This is a genomic window from Nibrella saemangeumensis (genome assembly GCF_039541915.1).
In the GTDB taxonomy this organism is placed as follows: Bacteria; Bacteroidota; Bacteroidia; order Cytophagales; family Spirosomataceae; genus Nibrella; species Nibrella saemangeumensis.
On record NZ_BAABHD010000029.1, the window covers coordinates 155,560 to 177,772 of the forward strand.

22 protein-coding genes are annotated in these 22,213 nt (G+C 53.6%); 14 read left to right on the plus strand and 8 right to left on the minus strand.

Annotated elements, in window-relative coordinates; all coding sequences use genetic code 11:
- Positions 1 to 100: 100 nt before the first annotated feature.
- Both ABD949_RS13735 and ABD949_RS13740 read left to right on the plus strand, forming a co-directional pair.
- A complete protein-coding gene (locus ABD949_RS13735; RefSeq protein ID WP_345244345.1) occupies positions 101 to 448 on the plus strand; it encodes a nuclear transport factor 2 family protein in 348 nt (115 codons plus the stop codon).
- A 194-nt stretch (positions 449 to 642) separates the two neighbouring features.
- The gene (locus ABD949_RS13740) at positions 643 to 990 is read left to right on the plus strand and encodes a DUF3024 domain-containing protein (RefSeq protein ID WP_345244347.1); all 348 of its coding nucleotides are present in this window, start codon (positions 643 to 645) and stop codon (positions 988 to 990) included.
- A gap of 182 nt (positions 991 to 1,172) precedes the next feature.
- Here ABD949_RS13740 and ABD949_RS13745 read toward each other — a convergent pair whose 3' ends face one another.
- The 4 genes from ABD949_RS13745 to ABD949_RS13760 form a co-directional block, all read right to left on the minus strand.
- On the minus strand, positions 1,173 to 1,472 hold the full coding sequence (locus ABD949_RS13745) for a helix-turn-helix domain-containing protein (protein WP_345244349.1): 300 nt from the start codon (positions 1,470 to 1,472) through the stop codon (positions 1,173 to 1,175).
- A gap of 14 nt (positions 1,473 to 1,486) precedes the next feature.
- Positions 1,487 to 1,897, minus strand: a complete 411-nt coding sequence (locus tag ABD949_RS13750; protein WP_345244351.1) for a GreA/GreB family elongation factor — start codon at positions 1,895 to 1,897, stop codon at positions 1,487 to 1,489.
- 100 nt (positions 1,898 to 1,997) lie between these two features.
- A complete protein-coding gene (locus ABD949_RS13755) occupies positions 1,998 to 2,351 on the minus strand; it encodes a tellurite resistance TerB family protein (RefSeq protein WP_345244352.1) in 354 nt (117 codons plus the stop codon).
- A gap of 64 nt (positions 2,352 to 2,415) precedes the next feature.
- Positions 2,416 to 2,778, minus strand: coding sequence for a hypothetical protein (locus ABD949_RS13760; RefSeq protein WP_345244353.1), 363 nt, complete (start codon positions 2,776 to 2,778; stop codon positions 2,416 to 2,418).
- A gap of 86 nt (positions 2,779 to 2,864) precedes the next feature.
- Between ABD949_RS13760 and ABD949_RS13765 the strand changes: the two genes are divergently transcribed.
- Both ABD949_RS13765 and ABD949_RS13770 read left to right on the plus strand, forming a co-directional pair.
- Positions 2,865 to 3,845 carry a hypothetical protein gene (locus ABD949_RS13765; protein WP_345244355.1) on the plus strand — a complete coding sequence of 327 codons (981 nt, stop codon included), beginning with the start codon at positions 2,865 to 2,867 and terminating at the stop codon, positions 3,843 to 3,845.
- Positions 3,846 to 3,901: 56 nt separating this feature from the next.
- Positions 3,902 to 4,234: a TerB family tellurite resistance protein gene (locus ABD949_RS13770; RefSeq protein ID WP_345244357.1), complete on the plus strand. Its 333-nt coding sequence runs from the start codon at positions 3,902 to 3,904 to the stop codon at positions 4,232 to 4,234.
- 3 nt (positions 4,235 to 4,237) lie between these two features.
- Here the strand turns inward: ABD949_RS13770 and ABD949_RS13775 are convergent, their stop codons facing one another.
- Entirely contained in the window at positions 4,238 to 5,263 is a 1,026-nt protein-coding gene (locus tag ABD949_RS13775; protein ID WP_345244359.1) for a synaptic vesicle VAT-1 family membrane protein, read from the minus strand.
- 224 nt (positions 5,264 to 5,487) lie between these two features.
- Between ABD949_RS13775 and ABD949_RS13780 the strand changes: the two genes are divergently transcribed.
- The 7 genes from ABD949_RS13780 (at position 5,488) to ABD949_RS13810 (ending at position 12,551) form a co-directional block, all read left to right on the plus strand.
- Positions 5,488 to 6,051 (plus strand): PepSY domain-containing protein, encoded by a 564-nt coding sequence (locus tag ABD949_RS13780; protein WP_345244360.1) that lies wholly within the window; start codon positions 5,488 to 5,490, stop codon positions 6,049 to 6,051.
- Between the two features lie 191 nt (positions 6,052 to 6,242).
- Positions 6,243 to 6,773: an RNA polymerase sigma factor gene (locus tag ABD949_RS13785; protein ID WP_345244671.1), complete on the plus strand. Its 531-nt coding sequence runs from the start codon at positions 6,243 to 6,245 to the stop codon at positions 6,771 to 6,773.
- 1 nt (position 6,774) lies between these two features.
- Positions 6,775 to 7,596 (plus strand): HEAT repeat domain-containing protein, encoded by an 822-nt coding sequence (locus ABD949_RS13790; RefSeq protein ID WP_345244362.1) that lies wholly within the window; start codon positions 6,775 to 6,777, stop codon positions 7,594 to 7,596.
- A 33-nt stretch (positions 7,597 to 7,629) separates the two neighbouring features.
- Positions 7,630 to 8,493, plus strand: a complete 864-nt coding sequence (locus tag ABD949_RS13795) for a DUF4097 family beta strand repeat-containing protein (RefSeq protein ID WP_345244364.1) — start codon at positions 7,630 to 7,632, stop codon at positions 8,491 to 8,493.
- 5 nt (positions 8,494 to 8,498) lie between these two features.
- Positions 8,499 to 9,320, plus strand: coding sequence for a DUF4097 family beta strand repeat-containing protein (locus ABD949_RS13800; protein ID WP_345244365.1), 822 nt, complete (start codon positions 8,499 to 8,501; stop codon positions 9,318 to 9,320).
- A gap of 150 nt (positions 9,321 to 9,470) precedes the next feature.
- Complete coding sequence (locus ABD949_RS13805; protein ID WP_345244366.1) at positions 9,471 to 11,900, plus strand: TonB-dependent receptor domain-containing protein; 2,430 nt, start codon at positions 9,471 to 9,473, stop codon at positions 11,898 to 11,900.
- A gap of 336 nt (positions 11,901 to 12,236) precedes the next feature.
- On the plus strand, positions 12,237 to 12,551 hold the full coding sequence (locus ABD949_RS13810) for a plasmid stabilization protein (protein ID WP_345244368.1): 315 nt from the start codon (positions 12,237 to 12,239) through the stop codon (positions 12,549 to 12,551).
- 105 nt (positions 12,552 to 12,656) lie between these two features.
- Here ABD949_RS13810 and ABD949_RS13815 read toward each other — a convergent pair whose 3' ends face one another.
- From ABD949_RS13815 to ABD949_RS13825, 3 genes are all read right to left on the minus strand, one after another.
- Complete coding sequence (locus ABD949_RS13815) at positions 12,657 to 13,694, minus strand: aldo/keto reductase (protein ID WP_345244370.1); 1,038 nt, start codon at positions 13,692 to 13,694, stop codon at positions 12,657 to 12,659.
- Between the two features lie 124 nt (positions 13,695 to 13,818).
- Positions 13,819 to 16,983, minus strand: coding sequence for a metallophosphoesterase (locus ABD949_RS13820; RefSeq protein WP_345244372.1), 3,165 nt, complete (start codon positions 16,981 to 16,983; stop codon positions 13,819 to 13,821).
- A gap of 105 nt (positions 16,984 to 17,088) precedes the next feature.
- Positions 17,089 to 18,384, minus strand: coding sequence for an MFS transporter (locus tag ABD949_RS13825; RefSeq protein WP_345244374.1), 1,296 nt, complete (start codon positions 18,382 to 18,384; stop codon positions 17,089 to 17,091).
- A 103-nt stretch (positions 18,385 to 18,487) separates the two neighbouring features.
- Here ABD949_RS13825 and ABD949_RS13830 point away from each other — a divergent pair, with 103 nt between their 5' ends.
- The 3 genes from ABD949_RS13830 (at position 18,488) to ABD949_RS13840 (ending at position 22,099) form a co-directional block, all read left to right on the plus strand.
- A complete protein-coding gene (locus ABD949_RS13830; protein WP_345244375.1) occupies positions 18,488 to 19,969 on the plus strand; it encodes an L-lactate permease in 1,482 nt (493 codons plus the stop codon).
- 62 nt (positions 19,970 to 20,031) lie between these two features.
- Complete coding sequence (locus ABD949_RS13835) at positions 20,032 to 21,552, plus strand: GH3 family acyl-acid amido synthetase (protein WP_345244377.1); 1,521 nt, start codon at positions 20,032 to 20,034, stop codon at positions 21,550 to 21,552.
- A 139-nt stretch (positions 21,553 to 21,691) separates the two neighbouring features.
- Positions 21,692 to 22,099, plus strand: coding sequence for a DUF4332 domain-containing protein (locus tag ABD949_RS13840; protein WP_345244379.1), 408 nt, complete (start codon positions 21,692 to 21,694; stop codon positions 22,097 to 22,099).
- Positions 22,100 to 22,213: the final 114 nt, after the last annotated feature.

The window sequence follows — 22,213 nt, forward strand, 5'->3', positions numbered from 1 at the left end:
CACAGAATATCAGCACAGAAGAAAGCCCAGACCGCTGGCGGTAATTTTTCATCGAAACAGAATTCGCAAAAGGCAGTTTTAAACGTAAAAAGATGTTGACATGATTGAGAGTAATAAAGCAATATTAGAAAAGGCAAATGCGGCTTTCGCCAAAGGTGACTTTGAAGGATTTCTGTCGTTCTGTTCTGAAGACACGAAATGGAAGTATGTGGGCGACCGAATTCTTGATGGAAAAGAATCCGTTCGCCGATACATAGCAGAGATGTACACAGAATTGTCGAAGTTTACAGTCGAAAACTTAATTGCTGAGGGGGATTTCGTTACCTTACTCGGCGACATAACATTGAAGGATGAAGATGGTAACGAGGCCCAATACTCGGTCTGTGATGTATGGCGGTTCCGCGACGGTAAAATGGCCGAATTGAAAGCTTTTGTCATTAAAGCCTGACCAAGGTCAAAGCCATGAATCGTAATGAGTGATTGAGATTGGAATAAAACATATATGTTGGCAGGCGGCCGAAGCTCGTGATATAAAACCGCTGTCAGCAAATGGAACACAGAGTATCGCCAAAACGTGAGGCCCTGAACGTTAGCGGCAAAAGTTGAAAAAATTCCCGTTGATACTTATTATGCCAACCAACTATGGCACTCGACCCGATTAAAACCGTTGACATCATTGAGCTCATGGAGAACTATCTGGAGCGAATCCGGCCTCCCGAATCCATTCGGGAGCAACTTGATATTGGGTATCGAATCGACAACCAGAGTATAATTCTGTTTGAGACACGCCCCCAATTCCGCAATCCTGAGAAAAAGATGGAAACAGACTACGCCAAAGCCACGTATGTGAAGAGCGAAAACAAATGGAAAGTGTATTGGATGCGGGGTAATATGAACTGGACGTTGTATGAACCTAAGCCCAGGGTGAGTAACCTGAAGCGCTTTCTTGAACTGGTCGACGAAGACAAATACCACTGCTTTAAAGGATAAGCTATGGCTGCGGGCTGGCATTCCGGCTCCGAACCCTTCACTGACCTGTTCGTAAAAATGATATCCCGACCGGCCGGAATAGGCATAAAACCCACCCGGCACACACCCTACTTATTCAAACGCCGGACCCTCCGGCCGGCCGGGTTGTTACTTCAACATCGTTGCTGGCTCGCATCCACTGGTTAGCGTTCTCCGATCCAGCGGCCATTCCTCGTAGCTGATTGCTGGATACCACAGGCCTGAAATCCGACCAGAAGTTCCAGTTGCAACACCTGCGCTATTCTGGACAGCGTTCCGATGGAAATTGTATGTCCCCGATTTTCGTATCTACTGATTACTGCAGGCGATACACCCAATTTGTCGGCTAACTCCTGCTGCGTAAGGTTTGCCCTCAAACGGGCTTCCCGAATCAGATGACCTACCTCTACCAGGACCGTCTCCTCATCACTGTTCTTTAAATGTATCCAGGTGGCCTGCACCATAGCAAAAGCGGTCTTTACAGGGAGAAATCCCCGGCGGCTTCGGGTTGATACAGCAGTTGATCTACTTTGATTTTCACCGTGTGACTCGGGGTGGGCAAGTTTATCAGATCGCCAACCTTAACCCCCAGAATGGCCGTAGCCAGGGGCGCGAAAATGGAGACCTGGTTTTGATGAATATCGGCCTGTTCGGGATATACCAATCGTAACGACACGGTCCTGTCAGTGTCCATATATCGAATCCGCACCCAGGAATTCATTGTCACTACATCGGCCGGCATATCGTTTGGTTCCAGCAGGGTTGCCTCATTAACACCCTTCCAGAGCGTTCGGACCTGATTGCTGGAGGCCCGGGGGTCTGATTTAGCGTTTCCTACACTGACTTTAAGTCGTTGGTAATCCAGTTTACTGATGATTAAGTTGGTCATGGCGGAAATCTGTTTAGCAGTGATGTGGGTATTCATTTCTGTTTTGTATGCCTCAGCCCGTTGCCGGTAAGCCCCGGATCGGATTAAAGGTACCTCTCTATTACAGTTGCTTTAAATCCTGAGCGAACTGGTCGATCAGGGTTTCCTCCTGAACCGAGATGGCTTTGTGGGCACCGGCAACCTGACACACCACATCCAGGAGGTATTTCTTCGTGGCATTTTCGAGCTTAGCCGACGTGTAACGCAGCTTTCGCATCCCAAAGGCATAGGCGTCTTCGGCCGTTTCTCCGCAGTTAGTCTGGATAAAAAACGTGTGCAGCGCCACATCACCGTGGCGCTCCCGGCTAAGCGCTTCGCGAACGGCCTGTATCTCATCCTGCTGGACAGATCCGTCGGCTTTAGCCAGCGCAAAGACTATACTTCCCAGACCCATAGACATATCAGGTGAAATCATAATTGGTTTATTTAAAAGGTTTATGCTTACGTATGGATAATAAAGCAAGGTTTCGTTCATTCAGTTAGTTAGCAGAGCCCATACGTCGGGAATCGCCGGATGCCTGCAACCAGTTCGCCCTGAGCTGGCTCACGGTTGGCAGCTGGCTATACGTCTCAAAATCCTCTCGGCTCAATTGCCGAAGCAGGTAATCCCGCAACCGGTAGTGGTGCGCTTCGTACCAGTGTCGTTTAAACGCGTTTACGGCCAGGCATACCTCGAATCCCAACCCTCTGAAGTAAATCTTCTCGTCGTTCGGGAGCGTATCCAGCCACTGCTGGTAGTCTTGCCACGAAGGGTTGAACGGTATGGGGGCTTCCATAAAGTACCGGCAAATTGCCTGTCCTATGCGTCGGTGTCGTTCGAAAGAGGGGTTCTGAGTTCTCATACGTTGACGCAATTTTTTACATTTGATTGGTTTTATACTTTTGCAATTGTAAATTTACAACTGCAAAAGTATAAAACAAATTTTTTATGACATACCTAAGTTCACAACCACGCCTTACAGACTCCTGGGAGGACATCTGCTATCCGATCAAACCGGTCTGGCTGGCTGAACTCCTGCCCGACTATGACATTGTGGCCACCGACCGGCAGCAATTGGTGGTTGGTGAGGTTAGTGGGGGCCGTCCTACCATCTTTGGTATTCAGAGTGCCGACTATACCATTATACCCAATACGGTGATCCGGGAAGTAATTGATGGGCTGATTGCCAGCTATCAACTCTTAATTAAATATACACCGACAGGTGAGTTCAGCATCAATATCATTCTGCCGGAAGGGGTTCAGCTTGGCAAAGAATCCCTGCAACGGAGTCTGATCATTACCAACAGCTACAACGGCAAAACCCCGTTTAGCATTCAGGGGCAAACGTTGCTCACGTTACAGGATCCCGATTCGGCCCTGCGCAGTAGTATGTTCCGGCAGGTATGCCAGAACGGACTCATGGGCTGGGCCGATCAGTTTGCCGATATACCGGCGTACCAGACCTGGCTTCATGAGTGGTCGGCAACTACCGGAAAGGCCGGCGGGACTAAAAGCCGGCCGGCCAAAGGTCAGCCGGCGCGGCCGGCGGGTTCGCCCATCCGGAAAATACACCACCGTCAGCTGACGCAGGATATGTTTCGTCAGCAGCTTCATGACGTGCTGGTCGATCACCTGAATCCCGAGCCTACGCTCACGGCTACTGTCTACACGCAGCTACAGCAGGCCCAGGTGCAGGAGCGGGATGAAGATCTGATGAGGGAACTGCCGGTACCGGTCCAGTTAACCAAACAGGCCCGTGAACGGCTCCGCACCGAGGAGCATTTGCTCAAAACCGGTTCCAGCTACTGGCTGATCTACAATGCAGTGAATTACGCCCTGTTTACGAGCCGAAGTAGCCTGACGCTCAATGACCGCTACCGCTTAGATGAACGGGTGTTTCATCAGCTAGCCGCCCGCGCCTACGCTTAACCTGATTATCAACGTTACGTTAAAACTGATCCGCTATGTATTCACCTGATTTAACCATGAGTTTAGGAAACCTGGTCTACGCCCTGTCGAAGCTGGATAAAAATCAGCAACGGGAAGACATGCAGACGCTGAGGGCCTTACTGGCCAGCGACTCTACCGGTCAATTGGCTCCCCTGGCTTATTTTCTGCGGGAGAGCAGCCCGCAGCCGGGCGAACAGGCATCGGACCGGGGAAAGCCAGCTGCAGGAGCCCGGCGTTCGGAGGTGAATGAAGAAAGCAGCCGGCGCTTTATTAAGCTGTTGCTCCGGGCAGCCAGAGCCGAGGAAGGCATCTCCCGGCAGGAACAGGCTTTTCTGCAAGCCCTCTGGCGGAAGATTCCCCGGAACTAATGGCTACGGCACGGTTACCACCACTTTGCCCACCGTCTCCCCTTTTTGAAACTGTCGAATCGCCTGGTGCATCTGGTCAAACGGGTACACATGCCCAACGTGCTGGGGCTTTAGTTGCAGCGCCTTGAGCTCACGCAGCATCTGGTGCAGCATATCGGTCTGTTCGTAGAGGTAAATGAGATTAAAGCCCATGAGCGACTTATTCTGGGTGGGTAGCCGCAGGGGGTCAATCTGGGGACGCTTCAGGTATTTCCAATACAATTGGAGGTAATTGGGCTTATCGCTATGGCTGGTGAAACTAGCGTTGCCGTAGACCACCATGCGGCCCATGGAGGCCATAGCTTTCCAGCCCTGCATCAGGATTTTCCCGCCGATGCACTCCATAATCAGCAGCAGCGGCCGGTTGCCCAGTGCCTGTTTCAGCTTAGCATAAAAATCGTTGTCCCGCACTATCACGGCATCATACGCTTCCTCCTCCTGTAAAAACGTTGCCTTGCCCGGGCTCCCCACCGTGCCGATGGTATAGGCGTCATACTTTTTGCAGATGCGGTTGGCCAGGATACCCACGCCCCCGGCTGCGCTGTGGATGAGTACGGTCATACCGCGTTGCAGATTACCCAGCACGGTCAGGGCATAATAGGCCGTCAGTCCCTGCACCAGAAACCCGGCCCCTTCGGCAAAACTCCAGTTTTCTGGCAAGGGGACTACGTAGCGGTGGTGGATGTTAATATGGGACACATAACCCCCAAAGCGGGTAGCGCCCATAACCCGGTCACCTGGTTTGAAATCCTTCACGGCTTCACCGACCGCCAACACCTCTCCGGCAAACTCCAGACCAGGAATGAACGGCCCTTTCGGGGTAGCACTGTACAGGCCCTGCATGGCAAAGATGTCGGCGAAGTTCAGCCCGATGGCGTGTACCCGCACGCATACTTCGTCGGCGTTGGGCGGAGGCAGCGTCTCGGTTTGTAGGGTTAAGTCTTTGATGGAGCCCGCTTTGGGCATGCGGTATACCTGTCGTTGCACCATTTGCTTACACTAAAATTTATAGCCTGCCGGTTCTGGAAGAACTTCCTTTTGACGCTATTGTCTAACATCCCGGCCGGGATCGGCGGAAAAGATACAAAAAGCGGGCTATACATTGATTTTCCCTCATCAGGAATCCCTATATAGTTAATTTTACGCCTGTTCACGCGTCCATCCGGGCGCTGATAATAAGGCGAATAGCCGCTCATGGCAGAAAAACCCACCGTATGACCAATACCACCAAACGACAAGGCCAGGCGAAACTCTTGCGATCATTCAGAAAAATACACCGGACAACGGGTGCTTTATTGTTCGTGTTTTTCTTTTTCATTTCAGTATCAGGCCTGCTGCTCGGCTGGAAAAAACACAGTGGCGGACTGATCTTACCCAAATCCTATACCGGTACCTCCACCGATCTGAAAGACTGGCTGCCGCTGGATAGCCTGCACCAAAACGCCTGTAGAATCCTGCACGACTCGGTTGCGGCCGACCTCTCCCTCGACCTGGAGCGTATCGATGTTCGCAAAGACAAAGGCATGGTGAAGTTTGTTTTCGCCGACCACTTCTGGGGTATTCAGCTGGACGGAGCAACCGGACAACTGTTGCACATTGAGCAACGGCGGTCCGACTATATCGAAAAGATACACGACGGCTCTGTGCTTGACTTTTATCTTGGCACCAGTGATGGCCAGATCAAACTGGTTTACACCACGATTATGGGGATTGCCCTGTTAATCTTTACCATAACAGGATTTTGGCTTTGGTACGGCCCCAAGCGTATGCGTAACTAAGGCGCAGCCTACTGTTAGGGAACGCTATACGTTGGCAGGCACCACCAGGATCTGTAATCCTGGTCGTCCGGGAGCTGCCTCACAAAAATTTTTCAGTTCGGCTGTAACCTTTCCGGATTCCCCCGGTTTTCACGCCAAATGCCCGAAACCCCTTAACTACACGGTTGAATTCACTGACGGACAACGCGCTGATGCTTCAGGTCAAAGCCGGCGATCTGAACAAGATGGGGCTGCTCTTTGAGCGGTATCATCGCGAATTATTCGGCTTCCTGTACCACATGTGCGGGCGGTCCGACGCCAGTGAAGACATGGTACAGACGGTGTTTTACCGGATGCTAAAGTACCGCCACACGTTTACCGGCGACGGCGCTTTCCGGACCTGGATGTACCACTTGGCCCGCAATGTGCTGATCGATTTGGCGCAGCAGAACAAGCGGTCGACGCACCACTATGATCTGGTCGAGTATGCCGAAAAGATCGCGGGGGGTATGGCCGCCGACGAAGCGCTGCACAAGGAACAGGAGCTGGCGACACTCCAGAACGCGCTGGCCAAACTCAGCGACGAATACCGCGAGGTACTGGTGCTGAGCCGGTACCAGGAATTGAAGTACGAGGAGATTGCACGGATTTTGAATACCACAGAAGGGGCCGTGAAAGTGCGGGTCCACCGGGCACTGACTGAGTTAAAGAAAATTTACCTGAGCATTGAACACGAACGATAACATGAACTGCGAACACGTCAGGGCCAACCTGCTCGACCGGCTGAACGAACAGCTATCGGCTGCGGAACAGGCCGGGCTGGACGCGCACCTGGCGCAGTGCCCCGGCTGCCGGCAGGAACTGGAAAGCACCCGGCAAGTCTGGCAACGGATGGGAAAGGTTACTGCTCCGGAACCGCGTCCGCAGCTGCACACCAACTTCTACGCCATGCTCGACAGCTTCCAGGAGGCTGAGCAGGCAAAGCAGAAACGCTCCTGGAGTGGCATTGTGGAGCGGATTCAGGGCCTCTGGACATCCGCCCTGATGGGCCGGCTGGCCTACAGCCTGGTACTGGTGGCCATTGGCGTGGCGGTGGGCTATTGGCAGCAAGGCCGGCAAACACCCACCCTGGCTTATCAGCAACAAATTGATACGCTCTCCAGCCAGGTGCAGGAAATGCGGCAGATGATGATGCTGTCGCTGCTGGAAAACCCCTCGGCCACGGAACGGCTGCGGGCGGTGAGCTACACCAAAGAGATCAGCGACGTAGACGGACAGGTGATCGACGCGCTGCTGACCACGCTTAACAACGATGCGAATGTAAACGTCAGATTGGTGACGCTGGAAGCGCTGGCTGAACTAGGCCACGATGCACGGGTGCGGGAGGGCCTGGTGCATGCCCTGAGCCGGCAGGACTCACCCCTGGTGCAGGTGGCCCTGGCCGATGTGATGGTGAAACTACAGGAAAAGCGTTCCATAAAACCCTTGCGTAAACTGCTTCAGCAGGAAGGCATCAACGATCTGGTCAAGAGTAAAATTGAGCATTCCATCCGGCAACTCTCGTAGAAATATCCTAATCAACTAATTAACCAATCAACCATGAAACCACTACTAATCCCCGTTCTGGCGGGGCTGGTACTCGCTTGTGCCCAAACGTCGGCGCAGAACCTGGCATCGACCGAAAAGGTAACCCAGGAATATACCGTGGCCAATGCCGGTGCCAGTACGCTGGTGATCTACAACATCAATGGGTTTATCCACGTAGAAGGCACCTCAGGCAACAAGGTTTCCTTTTCCGCCGACAAGAAGATTACCGGTAAAACGCAGGCAGGTCTTGACGAAGGGAAGCGGGAGTTCAAACTGGGTTTCGAGCAGAAAGGCGACACCATCTTTGCTTACATCGCCGAACCGTTCGACACCCGCCCATCCAGAGAACGCCGGGACTGGAACAACCGGCGGGAAATCGACTATGACTTTACGGTAGACTACACCGTGAAGGTTCCGCGCCAGATGAACGTCCGGGTATCCACCGTCAACCGGGGCGATGTCACGGTCAACGATGTAGCGGGCGCGTTACGGCTGCGCAACGTCAACGGCGCCATTGAACTGACCAACGCCAGAGGTGCCACCGACGTCCACACCATCAACGGCAATGTCGAAGCCAACTACGTAACCGCTCCGCTGGAGCCCTCCTCCTACTACACACTCAACGGCGACATTAAAGTCACGTATCCCGCAAGTCTGTCGGCCGACCTGCAGTTCAAAAGCTTTCAGGGCGAATTTTACACCGACTTCCCGCAGGCCGAAATTATGCCCGTCCAGGTCGTCAAAAACGAAGAGCGCCGGGGTGACAAAACCGTTTACAAGCTTAACAAAACCACAGCCGTGCGCATCGGAAACGGCGGAAAAACCCTTCGTTTCGAGACATTCAACGGTAACGTTTACATTAAAAAGAAATCGTAAGTAACATGAACACGCTGATCCAAATCCTGCTAACATTACTCTTGACGGGGCTAACCCCAATTTTCGCCCAAAATGACAACCAACAACTGATTGTCCCGCTGTCTGACCCCAGCAAGCCGGGAACGCTTGAAGTCGGCCTGGTCAATGGCTTCATTCACGTGGTGGGGCATACCGGTAAAGACGTGATTATTGATGTGTCGTCTTTCGAAGGCCGGCAACGGGCCCGCAACGATGACCAGAACGCCAGTGGCATGCGACGCATTTCACCAAACAACGGTCTCGATGTTACGGCCGAAGAGCGCAACAATCGGGTTAAAATAGACGCCAGCAGCCATGTGCGCCCTGTTAACCTTACAATCAAGGTCCCGCAGCGGTTTGGCCTGAAACTGAGTACGGTCAACAACGGCGACATTACCGTCGAAAACGTAACGGGTGAACTGGAAATCAACAATGTAAACGGCCCGATCGAGCTAAATAATGTGGGCGGTTCGGCTGTAGCGAACACCATCAACGGCAATCTGAAAGCTACCTTCCGGGATCTTAGCGCCAATGCGCCCATGGCGTTCTCTACCCTCAACGGCCGCGTGGATGTGACCTTCCCGGCTAACGCTAAAGCCAATATAAAGCTGAAGTCCGACCGGGGTGAGGTTTACAGTGATTTCGACATTAACATTGACAAGAGTCAGCCCAAGACAACCAAATCGAATCAAACCGGCATGTACCGGGTTAGCATTGAGGACTGGATTTACGGCAAGATCAACGGAGGTGGCCCCGAAGTGATGATGAAGAGTATGCAGGGTAATATCTATGTTCGTAAGGCTAAATAAACTTTTGGGAGATTCACGGACGCAGATGCAACGTACGCGTTGTGAATCTCCTCTTTATCCCGAATTTCTATCCACACCAGAAAGCACACTGATCCGGGCCCGGTCTGTGTCACCACGTAAAGAAACCCTGTCCTCTCTTATAAATACCAGATGAAGTACATCTATTCTCTTTTACTGTTTACCTGTCTGTTCGCTCTACACCAGACTACTCTGGCACAGATTAGCGGTACGCTGACCGGCACCCTTACCGATTCGTCCGGTACAGGCGTTGGCTTCGGCACGGTAGCGGTGGTGCAAACCGCGAAGAAAGCCATTGTAACCGGTGCTGTCACCGAAGCCGATGGGCGATTCAGCATTAAGACACCGGCGGCCGGTACGTATTTCCTGCGCATTACGGCGCTAGGCTATGCTACGCTCGAAACACCGACATTTGCCGTAACAGACCCGTCCTTTTCCAAAGATTTCGGCACGCTTACGTTACGAAACAACACAAAGCAGTTGAAGGAGGTCACCGTGCGCAGCAGCCGGGCCACCATTACGCAGGAAGCTGACCGCATGGTGGTAAATATTGCCGGTACCGCGCTGGCGGCCGGCAGCACCGCTTATGATGTACTGGGCAAATCGCCGGGGGTGTTTATCGATCAGGACGGAAATATTCAGCTCAACGGCCGCAGTGGCGTTACCGTAATGCTGAACGGAAAACTGACCTTCCTCTCGGCCCGCGACCTCCGGACTATGCTGGAGGGGATGCCGGCGGAAAACATCAAAAACATTGAGATCATTACTAACCCATCTGCCAAATATGATGCTGAAGGTACCTCGGGTATCCTGAACATCAACCTGAAAAAGAATACCCAGCAGGGCATGAACGGCAGCCTGTACGCCAGCTATAACAATAACTTCAAACAGTTTGGCTATACCTATGGCGGCAACGTGAACTACAAAAGCGGCCGGTGGAACTCCTTTCTGAATCTGGATGCCGCCCGCCGGGTAGGCGGTCGCGAAGCTACCTTTACCCGAATCTTCTATGGTACGGATAAAACCACCTACTTTGATCAGGTAGCCACCGGAAATTTTGCGGCAGAAGGCCCTCCTTCCGTCAGGATGGGCACTGATTATAGCATCAACGACCGGCATAGCATCGGCGCGACGGCCTACTACATCACCAATTTTTCGAAGAGTGATTTTCTGACGGATACATACATAGGAAATGCGCCCCGTACGTACTCGCAGTACATCGATGCCGATAATATTAATACCAATCGCTTCACCAGTTTTACCAGTAACCTGCACTATACCGGCAAACTGGATACCCTGGGCACTACGCTGTCGACCGACCTCGACTACGCCCGCATTACCAACCGGGGCGACGGCAACTTCTACAACTATTTTACCGACCTGGCTTCTGGTCAGCAAACCCGTGACTTTCTGTATACCAGTACGCCCAACGGCTACGACATCCTATCCGCCAAGATAGACTTTACCCGGCCCCTGTCGCCGGGACATAAGCTGGAAGCGGGTGCCAAGGCCAGCCGGGTAGTGTCGGATAATGACTTTCGGTTTTACTTCAACAACGAAGGGCTGGCGCTGGATCCCAAGCGGACCAACCACTTCAACTACCGCGAAAGCATCTACGCCGGTTACCTGAACTGGAACGGCAAACTAAACAAGCGGTTTACCATGCAGGCGGGTCTGCGGGCCGAACAAACCCTGTCGGTCGGTAACTCCTACACAACCGGGCAGGTCACCGAGCGAAAGTACCTCAACTTTTTCCCTAGCGTGTTTCTGCAGCAGAAGGTGAGCGACGACTACCAGATCAGCTATAGCTACAGCCGCCGGCTCACGCGCCCCAATTACGGCAACCTGAACCCGTTCCGGTACTACCGCGATCCGTACACGTATACTGAAGGCAACCCCTACCTGCGCCCGCAGTATACGCAGGCGTTCAGCATCAACCAGACGATCCGGAAGGTCTATAACCTGTCGGCTTATTACCAGTTTCACCGCGATGTAATGTCGGAAGTTCCCATTCTGGATGTCGCCAACGCGACCACAATCTATACTACGGGCAATCTGAACGAAGGGCATAACCTGGGTATTACGGCGGTAGCACCGGTCAAGATCACCAGGTGGTGGGACACGCAGAATACGACGATCCTCTCGTACAACAAGTTCACCACGGTATCGAACGAAGGACCGCTGGTCAATGATCAGGTGTTTTATATGCTGCAATCCAACCACACGCTGCAATTGCCGATGAACATACGGATGGAAATGAACCTGCTGTACCGCGGACCGGCGGCATCGGGCCTGTACCACATGGCACCTATGCACCGGGTTGATATTGCGTTCAAAAAGAGCTTTATGAACAAAAAGCTGGATCTGACGGTCAACGCCAATGATTTGTTCAAAGGATTCAGGTACTACTGGACCACCAACATCAACCGGAACGTCAACGAGTTTGACCAGTATTTCCGCTGGCGGAGCGTAGGGGTTACCTTGCGGTATAATTTTAGCCGGGGCAGCAAGGTCGATGAGAAGCGCCGGAACAACAATCTGGAAGAGATGAACCGGACGTAACGTAAGGGTACGGAAAGGCAAAAAAAAAAGCCAGACAACCTAAGTCGTCTGGCTTCTTGTGATCGTCCAATAACGCGGTTAATTCCTAAAAATCATCAGATACCTTTCACAGCATCCCCGGTTATCAACGATTTACAGATATATAACTTGCCCCGTCAGGAAAGTGTTTTTAAAAAAGAGAGAATTTTTTTGCACCCCACAAATTGTCAGAGCCTACGCTTTACAAATTCCCTCTAAATCAATACCCTACTGTTGCTATAACCTTCGGCCCTGATAGCTGTTTTATAGACCGTCATAGAATTGACACTCATCCTTCAACGTAAAACAACTATCGTCATGCCAAGAGGAGACAAATCGGCGTACACCGACAAGCAGAAGCGGCAGGCCGAACACATCGAGGAAAGTTATGAGGAACGTGGCGTATCCGAAGAAGAAGCGGAACGCCGTGCATGGGCAACGGTAAATAAAACGTCGGGCGGAGGAAAAAAGAGTGGTTCCGGTCGCGGCAAAGCCGAAAACAAGGAACCGGCAAAGGCAGGCGGCAAAAAAGGCGGTGCGGCTTCGGCCTCCCGCACGCCCGAACAGCGTTCGGCCTCAGCAAAGAAAGCCGCTGAGACCCGAAAGCGAAACGCTGCGGCTAAAGCGAAGTAATGATCGGTGCGTTTGACGGATCACCTCGCCCGTCTCGCATTGCAAATGCGGACGAGCGGAGAGCGGTAAACGCACCTGCAGTGGCGGACCATGGCAGATAGGTGATCAATAAAACGTTGGTATTGGATTTAAGGTCAGGTTGTTTCGCTGGTGCCAGTAGGGGTAAATGGGCGGCACGTCGCTGGCAGCATCCAGTTTTTTGATCTGGTCGGTGGTCAGGTTCCAGCCGACGGCATCCAGGTTCTGCTGGAGCTGTTCTTCGTTGCGGGCACCGATGATGATGCTGGAAACGGTTGGCCGTTGCAGCACCCAGTTGAGTGCTACCTGCGCGATGGACTTACCCGTTTCGGCGGCAATCTCCTCCAGGGCATCGGTGATCTGGTAGAACGTTTCGTCGTCCACCACCTTCTGCGGTACCGGGCTGCCGCCTTCGACTACGCGGCCCTGAGACGGAGCCGGTTTGTTGCGGCCATATTTGCCGCCCAATCGCCCACCGGCCAGCGGACTCCAGACCAATGCCCCTACCTTCTGGTCAAGTCCCAGCGGCATCAGTTCCCACTCATAATCGCGGTTGACCAGCGAGTAGTATACCTGATGGGCCACGTAGCGGTGCCAGCCGTAGCGCTCCGAGGTAGAAAGCGATTTCATCAGGTGCCAGCCCGAGAAGTTGGAGCAGGCAATGTAGCGCACTTTGCCGCTTTGCACCAGATCATCCAGCGCCCGCAGGGTTTCTTCAACGGGTGTGACACCGTCGAAGCCGTGCATATGGTAGATGTCGATGTAGTCGGTATTGAGCCGTTTGAGGCTACCCTCGCATTGCCTGATCAGCCGGTAACGCGATGATCCCTGACTATTCTGCCCCTGCCCAAACGGAAAGGTACCTTTGGTAGAGATAAATACCCGATCACGCAGACCCGAGAGGGCTTTACCCAGAATCTCCTCTGAGAGCCCCTGCGAGTAGGTGTCGGCGGTGTCGAACAGGTTGACACCGGCGTCCAGGCATAGATTCACTAACCGGGTAGCTTCTTCTACCTGGGTGCTGCCCCAGGCTTTGAAAAACTCCGTGCCGCCCCCGAATGTGGCGGTTCCAAAACTAAGCACCGGCACCTGCAGGCCCGAGCCTCCTAATTGTCTGTACTCCATAGTGGGCGCAAGCTACACAGACAGTCAGCTATAGTCAACCCGTTACCTAAAGGTCACTAACAAGGGTGAGTGCCGCCCCAGGTTATCCCGGTAGACGGCACCCTACACGTGGCAGAGGCTACACTCAGAGCTTTAGCATTTTGAACTGCCGGACTCCTGTCTGTCCCTGGCTTACCAGAATATAGGTACCAGCGGGCAACGTCGCTATATCCAGTTCCTCCAGGCTGCCCGCCTGGCTTACCGACCGGACTATCCGCCCGTCGAGCCCCGTAAGCATGTACGACTCGTAGACCAGTGCGGGGGTAAAGAATACTTTCCCGGTTTGCGTAGGATTCGGATAGGCTTTCACCACTACCTCTTCGGTCTGGGCGGCCGCCAGCCGGGCATTGCCGGTGCTATAAGGACCATGTGCCCCGGTAATGGTTCCGCCTGTGTTTTTCAGCCGGCCAACCTCAAACTCGCTGTAATCGGCATACCAGGCGGTAGGTGTGGCTGATCCGGAGCTGGATGGATACAGGGAACCAAACCGGAAATAAGGCACCGATGAGGGAGTCGAGCCAGGGTTATAGAGCCAGGCACCATTGGCTTTATTATCGCTGGCTCTAGGGATCGCGTAATGCCCCGTAGCGCTGCTTCCACCGGGTCGGGAGTTGACCGGGTTGCGGTTATACAGGTCGGTCGGGCTGCCATCTCCGTTAATCACCACCGTTTCGTAGCTGTAGTCAAACATATTGGCATACGGACCGGCATAGGCATTGGTGAACTGATTGAAGTCGACGCCTTTCTGCCAATAGTGCCGGACCAGTACCGGAGTCGTGATCTCATGCGTCGCGCTGAGCGTCCAGTAGCGGTTTTGGACATTGGTCATGGCTGTCAGGTAGTCGTTCGGCTCTGTATAATTCAACAGCGTAGCGCCTGCCTGTCCCTGCAGTTTAAGAGTAAACATACCATCGCCTACTTTGCCGATGTTGTTTCCGTTTTTCCGGATCGACAGCAGCATCTCCGGGTTGCCGGGCTGATTTCGCCGGATGTAGTGCGTAAACCGGGCATTGCTGGCCTGGCGGGTATCGGTACATTCGCAGTCCGGCGTGTAGGTGGTTCCGTTGGTAGCCGGGATCACAAACGCGCCGTTGTCCTTCAGGATCGTATATTGATCCAACACCTTATTATCATCGGCGATGAATTTGGCGTCGAGCCGGTTGCCGTTTACCTCCAGGTACATGGAGCCGCCTATATCGTGCGACTGTTGCATCACCGCGTGCGGCCAGCTGGATTGCTGACCACCCATGGCCCCACCCGACCCGTTGACCACGTGCACGATGTAATTCGGATCGGCCGATTTTTTGAAGTAAATCATCGAGTTCGCCAGTGACTTGGACTCGCAGGCATACCAGCCACTAGTGGTTCCCTCCGCGGCCGGCGGCAGATAACGGGCACTGTCGGCCAGGTAATCGCTTTCTTTGCCGTACTGGCCCCGGATGGGCTTCGAGCGTTCATACACGTGGCTGTGCCCGGTCATAACCATATCCACTTTATAGCTTTCCAGGAACTTCAGAAACTTCTCCCGCAGCGGGACAATTTCGGGGTCGGTATCGGAGTCTTTGGTACCCATGGAGTAGAACGGGTAATGCGTAATCACGATGATCCACTTGATTCGTGGGTCCTGCTGGGCTTTGGTCAGGTCTTTTTTCAGCCACCGGACCTGGGCACTCTTTGGCTCCCCGTCCGGACCCGGCTCGGTATCAAGAATATTGCGGCCGTTGGGGCAGGTGTAGGTGCCGTTCTCCTGCAACACGCAATCTTCAAACCCGTAGGAGTCCAGGCTGACAAAATGAATATTGCCGTAATCAAACGAATAGTACGCTTCCCGACCCGAGTGTACGCCACTATTGTCGCCCCGTGTGATGTGGCTGATCACATCGTAATAGTGGATCTTGTGGCTTTGGCGGGTAAACGGATCATTGATATCCTGGCTGTCATTTTTATAGTCATGATTGCCGGGGGTCGCAAAAAACGGCGTCTGTTTCATGATCCTTTGTTTGGGCGTAACCCTGGAGTCGTACTTGTCAAAAACAAAGTCCTGGTACTGTTGAGGAGTACCCCAGTCATAGGCATTATCGCCCAGCCACAACCAGAGGTTTATGTATTCGTTGCCATTGCTGGTCAGGTAATTGTTGAACGCATTCCGGACGTTATCCTGACGATTGGTGGCCGATGCGCGGCCAAAATCACCCAGCGCCCAGATCCGGACCGGCTTGTCGGCGCTTCCGGTAAGGGGAGCCGTCTGAAATTTGTTATCGGCGTCTCCCTGAAGAACCACCGGTGCGGTTCCGGAAGCGCTGGCACTGGCTTCAATTGTGTAGGAATACGGCGTATCAGGCTCCAGCCCGTCAATGGTTACGCTGTCACTGTGAATAATTGTCGACACGAGGCTCACCGGTCGGTTAGGCTGCCAGGTACTGGCTTTGATTACTCCTGATGACGATTTGCAGATAACCCGCCCATAGGCGGCTACATTGGAACTCCAGCGGAAGGTCATGCTCCCTGAGGTAACCAGTTGCAGGTAAGGGCCTCGGGTCAGGGTAATCGTGCTGAACGCCGGCCGGGGCAGACCGCGCAGTTCCAGATCGAACGTCATATCGGAACTGGTCTTTGTTGACTGATGCACTTCGGCGGCAATAATATTGGTGCCTGTTTTCAGATTCGATTCCGGTATCGTCAGCATGCGTGTTTTCCAGAGTGGCTCCTCCGCTTCCGGCATACCAAGGGCCAGCGTCGTATAGCTGAGCGGTGGGGTTGGCATATATTCCCGGTAGACCTCTTTGCCGTTGATGTAGACGATGATGCCGTCGTCCCGTCTTAGCTTCAGCTCAAAACCATTATAGGCATTGACATCATCCACCGATATTTTTTTCCTGAAATAAGTGGTGATGTGCTTGTTGGTGGGATCGCCATAGCTGACAAAAGGTGGATTGGCCGCGGTGGGATCACCCGGTTCGCCATAGCCCAGCCGGGTCGTATCTTTTTTCCACAACTGGTCATTGTAGTCGTACAGGCGCCAGGCCGTGCCGGGATCGTTGCCGTCGTCGAGGTATTTCCAGGTTTGCCGGGTCAGTATTGGCAGGCTGGTAATCGCATCATCGGCGGACGGAGCCGTAGTTGACCCTGAAGTCGGAGCCGTTTGGGAGAGTTTCAGTTTGGCACGGAGGTAGGTGTTCGTTTTAGTTTGAGCCAGAGCCGACAGGCCGCACAGCAGGGTGCCAAAGGTTAGTAAAAGAAGCTTATTCATGACCGTTCGCGATTAGAAGGTTCGACAGCGTTATGCGTTTCGTACCTGTCTATCGCGAATTCCGGCCAAGGTTATCAGCGGCTACCCGGCTAACCAGCTATTTATTTACGGCATACTCACTTTGACCGGCTCCGGTTTGGCGGCCGCGCCGGGTTGCTTTACCGCCACCAGCGTGATAAGGGCCGACAGCAACAGCGAGCCAGCCATAAAGATATACGAAGCACCGAAGCCACCGGTGGTGCCGTTCAGGTAGCCGACGATATAGGCGCCAACGAACGAACCCAGCGCCCCGAAGCTGTTGATGAGCGCCATGGCACCACCCGCTACGTTTTTCGGAAGGATCTCCGGAATGATGGCAAAGAAAGGCCCGTAGGGCGCGTACATAGCCCCACCGGCAATGATCAGCAGCACAAAAGAAAGCCAGAAATTATTGGCCCCCAGCAGATACGAGCCGTAAAAAGCCACCGCCCCGATCAGCAGGAACGGCCAGACAAAGGCTTTGCGGTTCAGGGTCTTGTCGGAGAAGTACGAGGCACTCAGCATACCGATGATCGCCAGCACATACGGCACCGCCGATAGCCAGCCTGTTTTGACGATATTCATGTTGGGAGCCGCATTCAGGATGGAGGGCAGCCACATCACAAAGCCATAAACGCCGACGCTCCACAGGGCATATTGCAGACTGAGCAGAATCACAATGCGGGATTTGAACGCTTCGGCGTAGTTCTTCACCGGCTTAATGCCCTGTTGCTCCTGTTGCAGTTTCGCTTCCAGCGCCTGCTTTTCGGGAGTGGTCAACCAAGTGGCGTCCTGGGGTTTATCCTGCACCAGCCGCCACCAGAAAAACGCCCAGATAATAGCCGGCAGGCCCTCCCAGATAAACATCCATCGCCAGCCCACGGCATTGATCAGGTACCCCGACAGCACCGACATCCACAGGATGGTGGCTGGGTTGCCCAGAATCAGAAACGTATTGGCCCGCGACCGCTCCGATTTGGTAAACCACCGGCTCAGGAACAGCAGCATGGCCGGCATCACCGCACTCTCGACCACTCCGAGCATAAAGCGGATCACGATCAAGGCGTTGATGTTGCTGACAATGCCGGTGGCCATGGCCAGACCACCCCACAGAATCAGCGACCAGAAGATCAGCTTTTTGGCGCTGCGGTTTTCGGCATAAATGGCACCGGGCACCTGAAAGAAGAAATACCCCAGAAAGAACAGCGACCCCAGCAGCGACGACATAGCCGGAGTAATGCCCAGATCTTCGGCCATGCCGCCGGCGGCCCCGAAGCCAAAATTGGCCCGGTCCAGATACGCCAGGCTGTAGGTGATAAAGGCAATGGGAATAAGGCGGTACCAGCGGGCTTTGGCCAGGATAATGTCAGAATTAGCTTGCATCGGGTCCAGGAGTTGCACTTCCGTTAAAAACACAAACCGGGGCGCTTATACTCAGTGCGGGCTGGATTATAAGCCTTTTGGGTTTGTTCAGCGTTACTGTTGTATGAATTCACCGATACTCTATTCACTACTTGCGTTATTACCCCTGCTGGTGCTGATTGTTCTCTCCCTCTGGAAAAGCCTGACCCTGGCGGTGAGCGTCAGCTTTATCGTCACGGCAGCGCTGTTTTTTGTCTGGCAGGCACCGGTTTCTTATTTCCTGGCGTCACTGATTACGGCGCTGCTGTCGACGGTGACCATCCTGATGATCGTGGTCGGGGCCATATTTCTGTACCGCGTCATGGAAGGTACCGGCTATATCAACGCCATCAGTACGTCAATGCAGCAGATTCACCCGGCCAGAGAAGTGAGCTTTTTCCTGGTGGCCATCGGACTGACAGCCTTTTTTGAAGGCGTTGCCGGCTTCGGTACGCCCGGCACCATTGTGCCCCTGCTGCTGATGGCCATGGGCTTTGATGCAATACTGGCCTTATCCGTCGTTCTTCTGCTGAACAGCCTCGTAGGAATTGCCGGGGCAGTCGGTACGCCCGTACTGACCGGTTTGCAACTCCCGCTCGATCTGCCACCGGCTATGGTGTCGGCCATTTACCGCCACGCATCCATCATCATCTCCGTTGCCGGCCTGGTGCTGCTGCTGTTCATCCTCCGGCTGTATCGCCGGCAGGCGGGTGACCTTAAGTATACTAAGCAGGTTTTTCTGATGTATGCCTTCTTTGTGGGGCCACTTATTCTTTTTTCGTTCTTCGCCGGCGAGTTCAGCGTTATTCTGGCGGCTGTAGCCATGCTGATCCTGTCGGCGCTGGTCCTGAAACAGGGCGATCAGCCGCTGCCGCTGAAACCCTGGCTACCCTACCTGACCCTTATTGCGCTGCTGTTGCTGCCGAAACTGATCGCCCCGTTGAAGAACATGATCAACTGGGAGTGGGAACTGCATAACCTGCTGTCGACCAGTATCGATGCTACCTTTAAACCCCTGGTGGTGCCGCTGATTCCGTTCGTGGTGGTCGGGCTGGGCGTCATGTGGACCAAACGCAGCCGTGAATTTTACCTGAACAGCATTCTGAAAAAAGTCGGCTCGGTCTTTATCATTCTGTATCCGGCCATCGCCATTTCTCAGCTTATGGTCAATTCCGGCACCGACCGGCCTTCTATGGTCGACCACCTCGCGATGATGCTGCAGCAAACCGGTCCGCTGTATGTGCTGTTTGCTCCCCTGCTGGGGATTGTCGGGGCGTTTATCACCGGCAGCACCACCGTCTCCAACCTGGTCTTTGGCGCGGCCCAGCTCCAGACGGCCCAGAACCTGGGGCTGAATGAATCGCTAATCCTGTCGCTGCAGCTCTGCGGAGGCTCGCTGGGTAATGGCATCTGCCTTTTCAACATCATTGCGGCAGCCTCGGTGGCCAATGTCAGCGACTACAAACAGATCCTGAAGAACAACCTGCCCCCGGCCATAGCGGCCGGTCTGGTAGCCGGTATCGCCGGCTGGCTGTTGATGCAGACCGGCTCCCTGCCGCCAGAGTAGGGTTCTGTAACAAAGTCTGTTCACCGGGGTTAACCGCTTAGCAATGTTACTAAACTATTTCTATGGCAGTTATTGGTGAACTAATAAAGCGGGCAATCGACGTATACGGGTTAATTACCTCCGATCCTGATCCGGCCGAGGCTCAACGGGAAGTGCTTCAACAGCTTCTTACCAAAGCAAAACTTACCGCCTTCGGCAAAAAACATACCTTCAGTAAGATCCTGGACAGTGGCGACCCCATTGCGGCCTTCCAGCAGGAAGTACCGGTTCACGACTACGATAAACTACACAACGACTGGTGGCATTACCTGCTGGAAGGCCACCAGAACGTGACCTGGCCGGGTGGTCAGAATTATTTTGCGCTCAGCAGCGGCACCACCAGTCATAGTAAATACATCCCGGTGACCGACGATATGCTCGACGCCATCCGCCGGTCGGGCATTCAGCAGGTGATGAGCCTGAAGAACTTCGACCTGCCGTCCGATTTTTTTACCAAGCAGATCATGATGCTGGGCAGCAGCGTGAGCCTGATCGAAAAAGACGACCATCAGGAAGGCGAAATCAGCGGCATCAGCGCGGCCAACCTGCCGGCCTGGTTCCGGGGCTTCTATAAGCCGGGGATTGAAATTGCTTCCATTAAGGATTGGGACGAAAAAGTCCACCGCATTGCCCAGGAAGCTCCCACCTGGGACATCGGCAGCCTCAGCGGCATTCCGTCCTGGATTGAAATGATGCTCAAAGAAGTCATCGCTCATAATAAGGTAGACACCATCCACGACATCTGGCCGAACCTGCAGGTCTACACCTCCGGCGGAGTAGCATTTGAGCCCTACCGGAAGAGCTTCGAGAAGTTGCTGGCCCGGCCGCTGACCTACATCGACACCTACCTGACCTCGGAGGGTTACCTGGCCACGCAGAAACGGCCCGATACCACGGCCATGGCGCTGATCGTCGACAATGGCATATTCTTTGAATTTGTGCCGTTTACCGATGCCAATATGGATGAAGAAGGGCGGGTCAGACCGGACGCCACTGTACTGTCACTGAAAGATGCCGAAGAAGGGGTTGATTACGTCCTGCTGATTACCACAGTATCGGGCGCCTGGCGGTACATGATCGGCGATACGGTCATGCTTACCGACAAAGCCCGGGCCGAAATAAAGATCACCGGCCGCACCAAGCACTTTCTGAACGTGGTAGGCGAACAGCTGCCGGTGTATCAAATGAACAAGGCGATGGAAAAAATGCAGCAGCAATACGACATGGAGATTAAAGAGTTTGTGGTGGCAGCCATCCGTAAAAACGGCGAGTACATTAATAAATGGGTGATCGGCTCCGATAAGGAAGTCAACAACGAGGCCTTTGCCGCTGCGCTGGATACTGAGCTATGCGCCAACAACAAGAACTACAAGGTCGCCCGCAGCAAATCCCTGAAAGGTGTAGAAGCCGACGTAATTCCGGTGGAGAAGTTTTACCGCTGGAGTGAAGAATACAAAAAGCTGGGAGGGCAGACCAAAATCCCGAGGGTGATGAAGGAAGAAGACTTCCTGGAATTCGAGCATTTTATCCATGCGCTGGCGTAGTGTCGTATAGAACCCGGCCGGTGCCGGTTATCCCTATGCGTCTACCTAACACTCAACCAATAATCTTACAAACAAACGTTTATCTTTTGGGTTGTTAATGCATTTCACGCATGAAGTAAGTAACGTAAACCCCAACATTATGAAAGTTTCAATTAGTCAGATGAAAGGCATCAGCGAAAGCCTGGTGCAAGCGCTAAAGACAAAAGGCATTGATAACAGCGATGAACTGCTGGAGGTGGCTAAAACCGCCAAAGGCCGGAAAACAATTGCGGACGAAGCCGGCGTTCCGACCAGCGACATTCTCGAACTGGTAAACCGGGCCGACCTCTCCCGCATCAAAGGCGTCGGCCGGGTTATTTCTGACCTGCTGGAAGAAGCCGGGGTGGACACCGTGAAAGAACTCGCCCGGCGCAGTCCGCAGAACCTACACGCTAAAATGCTGGAAATTAACCAATCAAAGCAGTTAACTTCCCGGCCGCCAACCCTCGCGCAGATCGAGGACTTTGTGAGCCAGGCCAAAGAACTGCCGCCCATGGTGGAGCATTAATCCGTTACAACTACCGCCCAAAAGAGAGCGCCCCAGGCAATTAGATAGCTGGGGCGCTCTCTTTTGGAAGATAAGTTTAAGCTAATTCCGGGTGCTGCGCCAGTATACCCCGGC